General features: G+C 40.6%; 10 protein-coding genes and 1 tRNA gene. 4 read left to right on the top strand and 7 right to left on the bottom strand.

Going from position 1 to position 14,628, the window contains the following annotated elements:
* Positions 1-106 precede the first annotated feature (106 nt).
* From ABD873_RS05965 to ABD873_RS05950, 4 genes are all read right to left on the bottom strand, one after another.
* Complete coding sequence (locus ABD873_RS05965; protein WP_345065958.1) at positions 107-1,288, bottom strand: FecR family protein; 1,182 nt, start codon at positions 1,286-1,288, stop codon at positions 107-109.
* A gap of 54 nt (positions 1,289-1,342) precedes the next feature.
* Positions 1,343-1,900 carry an RNA polymerase sigma factor gene (locus ABD873_RS05960; protein ID WP_345065955.1) on the bottom strand — a complete coding sequence of 186 codons (558 nt, stop codon included), beginning with the start codon at positions 1,898-1,900 and terminating at the stop codon, positions 1,343-1,345.
* Positions 1,901-2,151: 251 nt separating this feature from the next.
* Positions 2,152-2,225: transfer RNA gene (locus ABD873_RS05955), tRNA-His, on the bottom strand.
* A gap of 92 nt (positions 2,226-2,317) precedes the next feature.
* Positions 2,318-2,953: a peptidylprolyl isomerase gene (locus ABD873_RS05950; RefSeq protein WP_345065952.1), complete on the bottom strand. Its 636-nt coding sequence runs from the start codon at positions 2,951-2,953 to the stop codon at positions 2,318-2,320.
* Positions 2,954-3,113: 160 nt separating this feature from the next.
* Here ABD873_RS05950 and smc point away from each other — a divergent pair, with 160 nt between their 5' ends.
* The 3 genes from smc to ABD873_RS05935 all read left to right on the top strand — a co-directional run bounded on the left by smc (position 3,114) and on the right by ABD873_RS05935 (position 7,775).
* Positions 3,114-6,653, top strand: a complete 3,540-nt coding sequence (smc, locus tag ABD873_RS05945) for a chromosome segregation protein SMC (protein ID WP_345065949.1) — start codon at positions 3,114-3,116, stop codon at positions 6,651-6,653.
* A gap of 124 nt (positions 6,654-6,777) precedes the next feature.
* Positions 6,778-7,071: a hypothetical protein gene (locus tag ABD873_RS05940; protein WP_039054598.1), complete on the top strand. Its 294-nt coding sequence runs from the start codon at positions 6,778-6,780 to the stop codon at positions 7,069-7,071.
* Positions 7,072-7,349: 278 nt separating this feature from the next.
* Entirely contained in the window at positions 7,350-7,775 is a 426-nt protein-coding gene (locus ABD873_RS05935; protein WP_345065945.1) for a nuclear transport factor 2 family protein, read from the top strand.
* An 86-nt stretch (positions 7,776-7,861) separates the two neighbouring features.
* Here the strand turns inward: ABD873_RS05935 and ABD873_RS05930 are convergent, their stop codons facing one another.
* Both ABD873_RS05930 and ABD873_RS05925 read right to left on the bottom strand, forming a co-directional pair.
* Positions 7,862-9,550 carry a GMC oxidoreductase gene (locus ABD873_RS05930; RefSeq protein ID WP_345065942.1) on the bottom strand — a complete coding sequence of 563 codons (1,689 nt, stop codon included), beginning with the start codon at positions 9,548-9,550 and terminating at the stop codon, positions 7,862-7,864.
* A 199-nt stretch (positions 9,551-9,749) separates the two neighbouring features.
* Entirely contained in the window at positions 9,750-11,591 is a 1,842-nt protein-coding gene (locus tag ABD873_RS05925; protein WP_345065940.1) for a carbon starvation CstA family protein, read from the bottom strand.
* Positions 11,592-11,905: 314 nt separating this feature from the next.
* Between ABD873_RS05925 and ABD873_RS05920 the strand changes: the two genes are divergently transcribed.
* Positions 11,906-13,699 carry an AMP-dependent synthetase/ligase gene (locus tag ABD873_RS05920; RefSeq protein WP_345065938.1) on the top strand — a complete coding sequence of 598 codons (1,794 nt, stop codon included), beginning with the start codon at positions 11,906-11,908 and terminating at the stop codon, positions 13,697-13,699.
* A gap of 28 nt (positions 13,700-13,727) precedes the next feature.
* On the opposite strand, the gene xerD is transcribed toward ABD873_RS05920, so the two are convergent.
* Entirely contained in the window at positions 13,728-14,621 is an 894-nt protein-coding gene (gene xerD, locus ABD873_RS05915; RefSeq protein ID WP_345066007.1) for a site-specific tyrosine recombinase XerD, read from the bottom strand.
* Positions 14,622-14,628 lie beyond the last annotated feature (7 nt).

The raw sequence follows: 14,628 nt of genomic DNA, 5'->3' as shown, positions 1-14,628 counted from the left end.
TCAATAATCTAGGTTTTAAGACTTGGTTTCGATACAGGGGTGGCTCCAACACTCCTGTATTCTTTTACTTGGTTATCGGTTATTTTATGAACTAGTTCTTGTTTTATTAAATTTTTATCACTGTTACCCTCCTTCCATCTATTTTAAATTTGATTTTATTGGTCATCTCTATAAGTTTTAGCACTTCGGAGAACTCTTCCATGCGCGAAATCGTCCCAGAATAGGTGATTCCGGCAAAGTCCCCCTGATAAAGTACATCTATATTGTACCAGCGCGCTAGGTCTTCCATCACCTTTTTGATGGAAGCACGCTGGAATGCAAATTTTCCTATACGCCACGCCGTAAAGTAATAGGTGTCAATGTTGCGTTTGGACATCTCACCCGTCTGTGGGTTGAATTCCGCCTGCTGGTCAGGTGACAACAATAGTTTTTCTTTACCCTTTTCAGACGACAGAGCTACTGCCCCCTCAACAAGGGTAGTGTACACCTTTTCACTATAGGCGTTGACATTAAATTCAGTGCCCAATACTTCTATGAGTTGATTTTTGATTTTTACCATAAAAGGAATTTTACCTTTCTTACCATTTCGGCGTACAATTTTGAAATAGGCCTCTCCTTCCATTTGCACCTCTCGGTGGTCTTCGGCAAACATTATCGGATAGGTGATGCGTGAGTCACTGTTGAGCCAAACCTGCGAACCATCGGACAACATCAATGTATATTCCCCACCCACAGGTGTGTATATAGTCGTATATGTCGATGTCAACTTCTTATCGATGACCTCATAAGAAATATTGCCATCCGTCGAAAGTCTGACTTTCAAGCCTTTATCCAGCAAGACAGTATCTTCCTTGATTTTGTCCAAAGAAAGTATAGTTCCATCCTCAAACTGCATGTGTGCGTTTTTGGTTCCCGGAACAATATTCTGCTGCTCTATAGCAGCCAGACGTTCTTCGTGTTCTCCTTTAGACCAAAAGATATACCCCATTCCACCTACCAAAAGCAATACTGCTGCCGCAGCAAACTTCCTATACGAAAAAGAAACAATTCTTCTTGGCTTCGACGGGCGCGAAATCCTCTCGTCCTGCAAAATATGCCCAAAAATCTTTTCCTTACTGTTTTCTAGCCCGTTGCTTCCTACAAGATCTATATCATCATTCCATACTTTGTACAACAATCTCTTCCCCTCTTCATTTGCCAGAAATGAAGATAGCTCTTCTTTTTCATCAGAGTTTAATGTCCCTCGATGGTATTTTTTCAGCAAATTGGTTAGTCTCTGTCTTTCCATCATCTATATAATCGAAAGCTGATGACAAAAAGACCAATGGACTATAAATTTTTTTTAAAAAAATGTGTGATAGATTTTGGAAAGACTGCCTCGTACATGGTGAGTAGCCAGACGAAGGTGATTTTTTACAGTGTTTTTAGATAGGCGCAGCGTATGAGCAATATCTTCCATGGACATATTTTCATTCGAAGACATGACATATACCTGTCTTTGTTGAGGAGGTAGATTTTCTATGATTTTCTGCAGAATAGAATTCAATTCAGCGAAATCTATCCATTCTTCCGTACTGTTGTCCGTATAGGACCAATATTTTTCCGCCTGCTGGTGGATATTTTGCACACTAATCTGCTTTCTGAAGTAACTTATGGTTAGCCGCTTGGCAATAGTAAACAATAGGGGATAAATATCTCTAGTGCTTCTGATCTTTTCTCTCCCCAAAAAAAGCTGCACAAAAATTTCCTGCACAAGCTCCTCCACATCTTCAGTTACAGCACATTTGGACTGCACATATCTAACCATGATAGGGTAATAAAAATCGTACACCTCACGAAAGATGTTTTTATCCCCTTTCACAAAGGCTTCGATTTCGATATTAGGCAGCTTAGGTCTCATGGTTTATAATTGGACAATCAATTCTTACATAGCAAAAATGCTAAACTCTAACAAGCTCATCATGTCTGGAATAAAACCTCCATTCCGACATTGTGTGATTTTTCCACTAAAATAAAATGTTAAGATTAATTAGGTATTAAGTTTATATAAATCCTAATTGGTTACACGAATATAAAAATATCCGAAACGGAAGACAAATAAAATGAAACAAAAAAAAGCGAAACAAAACTGTTTCGCTTTCTGTATTTGAGGGTAAGTAGTCGGGCTCGAACCGACGACCCCTAGAACCACAATCTAGTGCTCTAACCAACTGAGCTATACCTACCGTGTTTTAAGGTGAAGCAAAGATAAAGGTATATCCTAATATTTGCAAGAGGTATATATAGATTAATTTATAATACAATTATTATGAAGCACTTATTCTGTCAAAGAAACTGTAAATCTCACCGGTGATAACGGAAAATCCTGTTGATCCGTCTTAAGGCGGCTTATGGCCATGATTACATCCAACCCTTCGTAGATCTCTCCGAAGACGGTATAATCACCGTCCAGACGGGGTTGCCCTCCTTTTTCTAGATACACCTTTCGCTGTTCGTATGTATATTTAACACCTTTCTTTTCTTCCAACTTACGTAAGTCTTCTTCCGTAACAGTCTTGCCTACGACAAAATATATCTGATTCAGAAAAGAAGCCTTCTCGGAATTATCATCCCGTCCTGCTCCAAGCGCACCAACTTTATGGAAAGCCTGCTCATCAAACTCGGGACTGAGTCGTGGCTTTTTTGCCATCGGATCCGCTGCCTCCCTTCTTGCTATATCGATATCATGTTCGCCTCCCTGAACGACAAAATTTTCTATAATCCAGTTGAACAACGCGCCATGGTATGTAGAATCTTGAATGCAGCGTAACATCAAATCGCGGTGTTTCGGCGTAAAATCGTAAAGCACAACCTTTATAGTACCGTAGTCGGTCGTGAAAACTACCTTGCGGGATTGCCCATAGGACAATGAAAGCTGTAAGACAATAAAAAGTAACAAAACAAATCTTCTCATAATAACGAATATAAAAAAATGAAGTATAAAAAAATCTTTTTCTAAAAGTTAACACACAGTAAGAGAAACGATTGTGGAAATCTCCTAAAATGTGCAAAAAGCAGGGTACCTATTCTATTTTTAATTCCTTATTTTCGTACGTTATAATAGTGCTAAGTGAATGGAACTAACTAGACTTGAAATCAAAGGATTTAAAAGTTTTGGTGATAAAATCACAATCAATTTCAATGAGGGGGTTACGGCCATTGTTGGGCCTAACGGATGTGGAAAATCGAACGTGGTGGATGCCATACGTTGGGTGTTAGGTGAACAGAGTACTCGTGTTTTGCGTTCAGAAAAGATGGAAAATATCATCTTCAATGGAACAAAAACACGAAAGCCGGCAAACCTTGCCGAAGTGTCACTAACCTTCAACAACAACAAAAACATCCTTCCTACCGAGTTCACTACGGTAACCATTACGCGTAAACTTTACCGCAACGGTGAGTCGGAATACCGACTGAACGATGTGAAATGCCGTCTCAAAGACATCACGGACCTATTCTTGGATACCGGTATCGGCGCAGACACCTACTCCATCATCGAACTTAAGATGATTGACGAAATCATCGCTAACAAAGACAACTCACGGCGTGCGCTCTTTGAAGAAGCATCAGGAATCTCCAAATATAAAGTCCGCAAAAAACAAACACTTAGCAAGTTGAAAGATACGGAAGCCGACCTTTCCCGTGTCGATGACCTCTTATATGAAATCACAAAGAATCTTAAATCCTTAGAAAATCAGGCTAAAAAAGCTGACAAATATTTCCAGCTGAAGGAAGAATATAAAAAGGCAAGCATAGGCTTGGCTTATTATAAGCTGGACACCTTCAGCACCGACCTTAACGCTCTTACCGACAAGGAAAAGGAGCTACAGCAGGCCTTGGGACAGACCTTAGAAGATATTGATCGCAAGGAAAAAGAACTCCGTAGCGGCAGGGAAGAGATTTTGGTCAAGGAGAAAAGCCTTTCCGCTCAGCAAAAAGCAACAAATGAGTTCAACAACAAAATACGTGCTTACGAGTCGGAAAAGAAAATAAAAAATGAACGTCTTAACCACCTCAAAGAACGTGAATCACGTCTAAGCACAGAACTCAACCTTGACAAGCAACAGCTTACCAACGTAGAATATACTCTTAAAAGATTAAATGAAGAGCTGTATGAAGAACAAGCTAAGCTAGACGTTGCCCAAGGGGATATCCAGAAAACAAAAACGGAAGTGGAAGAGCTTAAAGCTCAACAACAGTCCGCAAAAAACAAGCTGGATAGATTTGTACAGGAAAACAACGATCTTCAAAACAAAATCTATAAGGTAGAGAAAGATATCGCTGTACTAAATATCCAAAAAGAATCGCTGGAGCAAGAATCTTTACGCAATATCAGCGATGCCTCTTCCAAAGCGGAAGAACTTTCACAGTTTAATATAGCGGTAGCAGAATTGCAGGGCAAACTGGACGCACAACAGCAACAATACGACGAAGCCGTACGTATAGAAAACGAGCTCAACAGTCAAATCCAAGCAGCAGAAGACCAGCTTCAGGAGACAAGAAATCTGCTCAACAAAGAATCACGCCTTGTCGACGCTAAACAAAACGAATATAACCTAACGAAATCACTCGTAGACAATCTGGAAGGTTTTCCGGAGTCTATAAAATTTTTACGCAAAAACGCGGGATGGGCAAAAGCCTATCCACTCTTTTCGGACATTCTATTCTGTCAGGAAGAGTATCGGGTGGCAATAGAAAATTACTTGGAGTCGGTGATGAACCACTATGTTGTGGACACCAAACAGGATGCCATTCAAGCGATAAAACTGTTGAGTGATTCCTCACGCGGTCGAGCCAATTTCTTTGTATTAGAATCGGTACTGGAAAATAAAGACGCCGACTACATCGTTCCCGAAAATATGATTCCTGCCATGCAGGTAATTAAAGTAGACAAAAAATATGAAAACCTTTGTCTGCAGCTGCTCAAACGCGTCTATATCCTGAAGTCTGATGACCCTAAAGCCTTGGAAGTAGATCTTCCTCATAAGGATATCATCGTGTTGCACCATGAAGGAAAGTTCAGTAAAAACAAACTGGGCTTCAGTGGTGGTTCAGTAGGTTTGTTTGAAGGAAAACGTATCGGACGTGCCAAAAACCTAGAAAATCTCGCTAAGGAGATCAAAGAACTTAACGTCTGTATCGCTGAGCTACAACATACGGAAGCTGAACTTGTAGAAAAGATTTCTTCCCTAAAAGCACAATCGCAAAAAGAAACCATCGACGAGATACGCATCCAGCTGGCTCGCATTCAAAATGAATGGACGTCCGTGAAAACCAAGCAAGAGCAATACCAAGCGTTTATATCCAATTCACAAAACCGCAAACAGGATATCGAAAAACGCCTTGCCGAAATAGCGCACGAACTCACCAAGGCGGAGCCAGAGTTGAAAATCCTTAAAGTAGAAGCCGAAGAACGCCAAAAACAACTGGCCGACCTCCAAGCAGCCTACCAAGAGTTGAACGATATCGTACAGGAAAAATCTACGGTCTACAACCAAGAGAATATCAGACTTCATCAACAACAAAATAAGGTTGCAGGCATCCAGAAAGATTTGGAGTACCGTGAAAGTCAGAAAGAAGCGTTGGAGCTGCGCATCAACAAAAGTATCGCCGAGCTTGAACAGATCAAGACGGACATGAAAGATGCTCTCACCTTCACCGAAACCAATGATGACGACCTCAAAGGATTGTACGAGCAACGTGAAGCATTGGAAAAAGCTCTACACGAAATGGAAGAAGAGTTTTATAGCTTCCGTAAAAAGCTCAACGACCTAGAGGAAGAAGTCGCTACTTTGCGCAAGAACAAAGACCAGCTAGACTTCTTGATTACAGAAGTAAAAGATAAGAAAACATCCCTACAGATAGACTTAAACACACTCAAAGAAAGACTATCAGTAGAATTTAATATAGATATCAAAGAGCTCTTGGAAGGTGAAATGCCTGAAATCGAGCAGTCGCAGGAAGAGCTTGCAGAACTATGTCGAAAGCTCAAGAAGCAGCTGGATGAATTCGGAACCATCAACCCTATGGCTAAAGAAGCATACGACGAAATTCAGCAACGTTATGAATTCATCAACAAAGAGAAAAATGACCTGCTGGAGGCCAAAGAGTCACTGATGACAACCATCAAGGAAATCGACGACACCGCCAACGAGAAATTTATGAACGCCTTCAATACCGTGCGAGAAAACTTTATCAAAGTGTTCCGCTCCCTATTCAACCAAGAAGACAGCTGCGACCTTGTCCTTAGTAATCCAGACAACCCTCTGGATTCGGACATCGACATTATCGCCCGACCAAAAGGAAAACGTCCTCTTTCAATCAACCAGCTTTCTGGTGGAGAGAAAACCCTTACGGCCACAGCTTTGTTGTTCTCACTTTATCTACTCAAGCCGGCTCCATTCTGCATCTTCGATGAGGTGGATGCTCCGTTGGATGATACCAACATTGACAAATTCAACAAAATCATCAAAGAATTCTCAAGCCAATCGCAATTTATCGTCGTGTCGCACAACAAACGTACAATTGCTAGCACAGATATAATTTACGGGGTAACTATGGTAGAACAAGGTATTTCTCGCGTGGTGCCTGTTGACCTTCGTGAAGTAGCCTAACAACATTATAATACTAATAATGCTAAAAATCCTCTGACCTAACAGTTAGGTCAGAGGATTTTTTTATACAAACAAAACCTCTACTCACTTGTTAGCATATTATACACCAACAGATTTTTATGTTATGGATAAATTAAAAAAATTCGAGTTGATGGCTAAGATTGTGCGTGAGTTGGAAGATGTAAGAAAAAGTCAGCAGGCTGTATTAGAAAAAATAGGTAAAATCGAAGTAGACAACATAGAGTTGGGCGACAAACTTATCGAATCCAAAATGCCGGAAATCTATGGCCGCACAGCAGAAAATGCAGAAGCCATACGGCAAATATTGGAAGACTTTCAACAGAAAACTGACGACTTTGCCGGCAATAACAATATAGACAAGCTTAAGGAACAACAGGAAATAAACAATTTGAAGTAGTTATCAAAGATAAGAGCATGTAGAGCACATGCTCTTTTTTCATCATGTCTTAAAAGCAAATCTAAACTACAAGCTTCCACCCCAGGACCTGTATCTCCTCTTTCTTAATTAATCGTTTCTCGGCAAAAAATCAACAAAAGTATTCACCGACATATTTCGGAGTTCTACCGAATTTATAGGGTCATTGGTCTAATCACACTAAAATCTCCGGCTATATCGACATAATTTTGAGGTATCAAAACAGAAATGATATCGACAATTAAAAAAGATAGAAAGCCATGAAAAAGACATTGACCTCAGCAATAGCAGCAGCATTAGTTTTTGTATCATTAAACTCTTTTGCTTCATCTCCTAGCTCAACAACTATCGAAGAAACAACAAAATCGATGGTAGAAACGTTTGTAACTTCGTTGGTAAACGGCACTGTGTCGTATGACAAAAAAATGTTTGCTAACAATTTTGAATATATAAACACAGCCAATAACAATAAATTAAACAAAAAAAAGTTTTTAAAGCTGTTGGAACAAAATAAAGGACTTGAGTTTGACGCTAAGACGAGCTACGAAATCCTTGAAGAGACGAATGACATCTGTATTGCGAAGTCTGTATGTCAGTTTTCGGACTTCTCAAGAGTGGATTATATCACTTTGGCTAAAACCGGCGAAGGCTGGAAAATCACCAAAGTTATGACGACCTACCCTTAATTATTTCTTTATTATTGGGTGTTTTTGTTTAGTAAAAAAGGCCTACATCCCCTGTAGGCCAATTTTATTTTATTACTAAACGCATATTATAGGTTTCCTTTTTTCATTTCCGAGATAGCATGATTAGCTGCACGTGCGGTAAGAGCCATATATGTTAAGGACGGATTTTGTGTCCCTGTAGAAGTCATGCATGCGCCGTCGGTCACAAATACGTTTTTACAATGATGAAGCTGGTTATACGCATTCAACAAAGATGTTTTCGGATCTCTTCCCATACGTACTCCGCCCATTTCGTGAATGTCCAAGCCAGGATTTTGGTTGCTACGGTTTATATAGATATTTTTCACGCCGGCGCGTTCTAACATTTCCGCTCCTTGCGCCAAAAAATCTTCCATACTTTTATAGTCATTTTCCGAATAACCTATGGACGTTATAAGCTTAGGCAAACCATATTGATCCAATTCGTCACTCAGACGTACGTGATTCGATTCATTGGGAATAGTTTCTCCCTGCATCATCATCCCTACATGCCAGCCACCTAACTTAAGCATATTATCTTTATAGTTCCCTCCTACCTGTCTACCTTCTGTAGGCACTCCTGCCGCACGATAGGCACTGAAAAATGAAGCGTAGCCCCGTAAGAAGTCCATTTCCTGCTTCTTGACGTTTCTGAAATTAGGAATTATAGGTTGAGTAGGACGCCTTCCATAATAATATTTATCTTCGAATCCTTCAACACTGCCGCCCAGCGATCCCATATAATTGTGAAAAGCAACAAACTTACCCAACAAACCGCTGTCATTACCTAGTCCGTTAGGGAACCTTTTGGATTTAGAGTTCAACAGAATAAGATTTGTATTGAGGGCGGAAGCATTGACAAAGATAATGCGTGCATAATACTCTTCCGACTGCTTGGTCTCTCTGTCGATGACCAATACTCCTTTGGCTTTCTGACTCTGCTCATCATAAAGGATGGAATGTACAATTTTGTTGGCCTTCAAAGTCAGATTACCAGTCTTCTCTGCCCATGGCAAAGTAGATGCATTGGAAGAAAAATAACCACCAAAAGGACATCCCCGTTGACAGAGTGACCGCGCCTGACATTGGGTACGCCCCTGCGCTATATGGATAGGCTGAGGCGAAGTGATATGAGCACATCGTCCCTGAATGACACTTCTGTCCGTATAAGCTGTCTTTATCTTTTGCTTGATCATCTTTTCTACCGCATTCATCTCAAAGGCCGGCAGAAAATGACCGTCAGGCATCATCCTATTGTTGTCACGATTTCCCGCGACGCCGATAAATCTTTCTACATACGTATACCAAGGCTCTATATCTTTATATCTTATAGGCCAGTCCACGGCGAAGCCGTCACGTGCAGGCCCTTCAAAATCGTAATCCGACCAACGCTGCACTTGACGTGCCCACAACAAAGACTTACCTCCCACCGCATCAGCACGTATCCAATCGAAAGGCTTCTCCTGAATATATTCTTGTTCATTATCTTTTAGGAAAAAATGTATGGCATCTTCCTTGAAAGCATAACATTTAGAAGCTATAGGATTTTCTTCCTTCTCGGCTAAGGTTAGCTGTCCTCTATGTTCGAATTCCCACGGATCCAGATTCGCTGTAGGATAATCCTTAATATGTTTTACTGATTTACCCCGTTCTATAACTAGTGTTTTTAGTCCCTTCTCACAAAATTCTTTTGCTGCCCATCCACCGGAAATACCGGACCCCACCACTATGACATCAAAATAATTACTTTTACTCATATTAGGTTGATTCAATTCGGTGCCTAAGATAAAAATATTACACCTGATTCCCTACACTCTTTCTTTTGCCCTCGGACACAACACCTTATTTTTTTGGCACAATATTTGGCCTATTAAATTGAAAACATAGGAATTAACGTTAATCGTTATTTTATATACAACATTCTTCCGGCCCACCCTAAAAAGTGGGCCTTTCCATTTATCTTTCCACCAGTTCTTTAACCACTTCACCATAACTATCCACTTTTTCAGTTTTCATCTTCATCAGATGAAACCATTTTATGAAAGCATTCACAAAAACTATAAACATCAGCACAATCGCTAAAGCTGCCAATGCAGCAAGTAGATACTGTCCATGAGGGAGATAAATGGTAAAAATCTGCAAATAGCTGGCCCAGAACGTGATGATAGCCATCACCACACCTGGTATTGCCGTGCATAAGGCGTACTTACCCCTGTTCAGGCGTATCAGCATAGTGGTACAAACAATAAGACCACACGCTGCCAGCAGTTGGTTGCTGATACCGAAAAGCGGCCAAATACTGCTTACATTCCCCGTATAAACCAGATATCCCCAAGCAAAAGTGAAAAGAGCACTACTAATAAGAATTCCCGGAAGCCAACTCTTATTTTTAAACGCAGGAATAAAATTGCCCATCATCTCTTGTAGAAAAAAACGCCCCACCCGTGTTCCCGCATCGATAGCTGTAAGAATAAATACAGCCTCAAACATGATAGCAAAATTGTACCAATAAGCTACGACATCATCCATAAAAGGTATCTTATCAAATATATGAGCCATCCCTACCGCCAGAGATACTGCTCCTCCCGTCCTTCCATATAAATCTATCCCTATTCTATCCATGAAATGATCCAAATCCACAACCTTCATATCCGGGAAGGCAGCCAGAAAAGAATCATATTTTGCGACAGGGGTGTTGATAGCAAAATAATCTCCCGGCATCAAAGTACAGGCCGCAATCAAAGCCATCAGTGCCACAAATCCTTCCACAAGCATCGCTCCATAGCCGACAAAAAGCACATCACGCTCCTGTGCCAACATCTTCGGTGTAGTGCCCGTGGCAATGACCGCATGAAATCCAGAAATCGCACCGCAAGCTATAACGATAAAGATAAAAGGCAATACAGGACCACCGATGACCGGCCCTCCACCATGAATGAAAGATGTAATTGCCGGCATCTGAATAGTGGGCTGCACAAAGATTATACCCACTGCCAACATAAGAATAGTTCCTATCTTAAGATAGGTGGACAGATAATCACGTGGAACCAACAACAGCCACATCGGCAATACGGAAGCAAAAAAACCATACACCGCAATAGCTATAGAAATGGTTTCCACATCCCAATGGAAAAGATTAGCTATATGATCATATTGCATCAGACTATGCCCTCCGATAATTCCTACGATAAGCAAGACCCCGCCAAGGATGCTTGCCAGCAGCACGGAATCTTTCCTATACCGCATCAACAACCCCATGATAATCGCTATAGGCATTGTTATCAATACCGTAAAGAGAGACCATGAAGCCTCATGCATGGCACTGATGCAAGCCAATGATAGCCCTGCCAAAGTCAAAATAAGAATAAACAAAACCGCAAAACCGGCGATATACCCTGTCGTCTTCCCAATCTCTTTAGATGCTATGGTCGCTAAACTTTCCCCCCTGTGACGTACAGAAGCAAACAGCACAATCATATCGTGCACTCCTCCCGCTAAAACACAGCCTATCAAAATCCATAATGCTCCAGGAAGATATCCAAACTGCGCAGCAAGTACAGGACCTACTAAAGGACCTGCCGCCGCAATAGCTGCAAAATGATGACCAAACAAAACGTTCTTGTTGGTAGAAATATAATCATGGCCGTCAGCAAACTCTACCGCCGGCGTAGGATGTGCATTATTAAGACGTAAAACCTTATTCGCCATAAAAATGCCATAAAATCTGTAAGCTATGGCAAAGAGCAATAACGCCACAAAAATTAAAGTCAATGCATTGATACCGTTTAAAAATTCCATAAGGTTTATGATTGGTTAAATCGTATTAAATATCCAATATTATCAAATATTTTTCAAAAAAAAGAACCTCAAATATAAAATATTTTAAAATAACAGCTCAACAAATACCTTAGACTTTATCCTCCCAAAAGGAAAAAAATCGAAACAAAAAAACATATCTGTTTGTTATAATACAGGATAACCGACACATAATTACCTATTATTTTAAATCTTGAAGTTTTATTTTTTGTATCTTCGCAAACTTTACTTAATCATTAAATGTTGAACAATATATCGGCCCAATAAAATAATTCTAAAAAGGCCGTCATATCAATATGGAACAGGAAAAACAAGATTTAAGATTATTTGATTTGGCTCGTAGACAGCTGAATCTATATCCCAATCTAACCATTTTTGCGCATAAAGTTAACCATGAGTGGAAGGAAGTGAAGACTTCAGAATTTCTGGCTCAGGTTGATGCCATATCTAAAGGCCTTATAGCTTTGGGCGTGGAGCCCAATGAAAAAGTAGGACTTATAGCCGACAGCAGCATGGAATGGCACATTATGGACTTTGCTATCCAACAAGTGGGAGCTGTATGCGTGGCTATGTATCCTAATATTACGGACGCAGATTATCAATATATTTTTAATGACGCAGAAATAAAACTCTGTGTAGTCAACAACAAAAGCCTTTATAACAGGATTACAAAACTTCAGGAGTCCTTATACACCTTGAAATATGTATTCTGTATTGCCGAAATCGAGGAAGCCCGTAACTGGAAAGAAATAATAGAACTGGGCAAGAATATTAAGGATGAAACACTGCAACAACGAATGAACGCCGTAAAACCGGAAGATCTGGCAACCTTAATCTACACTTCCGGTACTACAGGCAAGCCTAAAGGCGTAATGCTGACACATAACAACATCATGTTCAACGTGATGGCTGCCCGTGAAATCACTCCTTGTCAGGCTTACGACAGGGCGCTAACCTTCCTGCCGCCATGTCATGCTTATGAGAGAATGGTGATTTATACCTACATGTATATCGGTATCACGATCTATGTGGCGGAATCGCTCGAAAAAATAGGACAAAACGTCAAGGAAGCACAACCCCATATCATGACGGCCGTACCACGGATCTTAGAGAAAGTGTACGAAAAGATCATGAAAACCGGACAGGAGCTTACCGGGGCTAAAAGAAAAATATTCGATTGGGCTGTCAAAGTAGGGGAAAAATACGATCCAGATTCTAAAAAAAGATCTTTTGCCTACAACCTACAGCTAAAAATGGCAAAAAAACTTGTCCTTGACAAATGGTATGAAGCTTTGGGAGGCCATCTAGTTACGGTAGCTTCAGGTTCCGCATCCCTCCATAACAAGCTAGCACGTGTATTTATGGCTGCCGGTATCCCTCTTTATGAAGGCTATGGTATGACTGAAGCCTCTCCCCTCATCTCGGTAAACCATTATCAGAAGGGTGTCCGCGTAGGAACTGTAGGTATTCCCGTAAAATATGTAGAAGTAAAATTGGCAGAAGATGGGGAAATCCTTATGAAAGGCCCTAATGTTATGCAAGGCTACTACAGAAATCCTGAAGAGACAGCAAAAACCATTATCGACGGCTGGCTGCATACCGGAGATATCGCCGTGCTGGAAGAAGGAAAATTTATAAAAATCATAGACCGTAAGAAGGAGATGTTCAAAATTTCCGGAGGAAAATATGTCATCCCACAGCCTATTGAGAAAAAGCTGGTAGAATCTTATTTCATCGAGCAGGCCATGGTCATAGGAGAAGGACAGAAATTTGCCTCAGCCTTTATTGTGCCTAACTACGGTCACCTGATGGACTGGAGCCGTTCTAGCGCTCCCGAGCTTATAGGTATGTCGAAAGACGAATTTTTAAGCCATCCGACCATCGTCAAAAAGATAAACAGTGAAGTTCGCCTAGCAAACAAACATTTCGGAAACTGGGAGCAGATAAAAAAACCGATTATACTTCATAATGAATTTACAGTAGAGGGAGGTGAACTTACACCTACCCTTAAAATGAAACGTAAGGTAATCCTCGAAAAATATAAAAAAGAATACAACGAGCTTTATAAGTCTGACAATGACGAAGAATAAAAAAGGGGGCGATAATCGCTCCCTTTTTTTATGACCTTGGATGATATTGTGTAATGATGGACTGCAGATAGTCCTTATCGATATGGGTATAAATTTCAGTGGTAGTAATACTCTCATGTCCCAACATGTCCTGCACAGCACGTAAATCAGCCCCTCCTTCCACAAGGTGGGAAGCAAAGCTGTGACGGAAAGTGTGGGGGCTGATTTTTTTCTTTAATCCTATTTTTTGCGCTACCTCCTTAATAATCAAAAATACCATGACACGGGTCAGCTTGGCCCCCCTTCGGTTGAGAAAGACCACATCTTCGTGTCCAGCTTTAACCTGCTGCTTAGCACGCACTTCCTGAAGGTAAATCTTCAAATATTTTATTGCCTGTGCTCCTATGGGGATAAGCCTTTCCTTATTTCCTTTTCCTTCAATCTTGATAAATTCCACCTCCAGATGCAAATTCGATATTTTTAGTTCTACGAGCTCACTGACACGAAGACCACATCCATACAACACCTCCAACATAGCTTTGTTGCGCATCCCTTCCGGGTGAGAAAGGTCAATGGCACTAATAAGCTCATCGATCTCGTGTACCTCTAGGACGTCGGGAATTTTGCGAGTAAGACGCGGTGTTTCAATAAGCTCAGCAGGATTCGTAGATAGCTCATACTCAAGCTGCAAAAAATTGAAAAAAGATTTTATGCCCGATATCAGACGCGCCTGCGTGTATACCGAAATGCCAAATCCGTTCACCCACTCCAAAAAATGCTGAACATTTTTTACATTAATTTCTTCTATATTGAGCTGGTGGTCTTCACAGAAAATTTGCAGCTTCTGAATGTCATTTAGATAGGCAGAAACGGATTTTTTTGACAAATTGCGTTCAAATAAAAGAAATTTTCTAAATTCCTGGATTACCTTCTGCCACTGCAACATAAAA

This window comes from Sphingobacterium thermophilum (assembly GCF_039541675.1).
Taxonomy (GTDB): domain Bacteria; phylum Bacteroidota; class Bacteroidia; order Sphingobacteriales; family Sphingobacteriaceae; genus Sphingobacterium; species Sphingobacterium thermophilum.
Note: the sequence above shows the minus strand (reverse complement) of the source record. Positions and strands in the feature narration are given on the sequence as shown.

Excerpts from the sequence above, each read along its gene's own strand:
- ABD873_RS05965 (WP_345065958.1), bottom strand. The coding sequence starts at position 1,288 with ATGGAAAGACAGAGACTAACCAATTTGCTGAAAAAATACCATCGAGGG.
- ABD873_RS05960 (WP_345065955.1), bottom strand. The coding sequence starts at position 1,900 with ATGAGACCTAAGCTGCCTAATATCGAAATCGAAGCCTTTGTGAAAGGG.
- ABD873_RS05950 (WP_345065952.1), bottom strand. The coding sequence starts at position 2,953 with ATGAGAAGATTTGTTTTGTTACTTTTTATTGTCTTACAGCTTTCATTG.
- smc (WP_345065949.1), top strand. The coding sequence starts at position 3,114 with ATGGAACTAACTAGACTTGAAATCAAAGGATTTAAAAGTTTTGGTGAT.
- ABD873_RS05940 (WP_039054598.1), top strand. The coding sequence starts at position 6,778 with ATGGATAAATTAAAAAAATTCGAGTTGATGGCTAAGATTGTGCGTGAG.
- ABD873_RS05935 (WP_345065945.1), top strand. The coding sequence starts at position 7,350 with ATGAAAAAGACATTGACCTCAGCAATAGCAGCAGCATTAGTTTTTGTA.
- ABD873_RS05930 (WP_345065942.1), bottom strand. The coding sequence starts at position 9,550 with ATGAGTAAAAGTAATTATTTTGATGTCATAGTGGTGGGGTCCGGTATT.
- ABD873_RS05925 (WP_345065940.1), bottom strand. The coding sequence starts at position 11,591 with ATGGAATTTTTAAACGGTATCAATGCATTGACTTTAATTTTTGTGGCG.
- ABD873_RS05920 (WP_345065938.1), top strand. The coding sequence starts at position 11,906 with ATGGAACAGGAAAAACAAGATTTAAGATTATTTGATTTGGCTCGTAGA.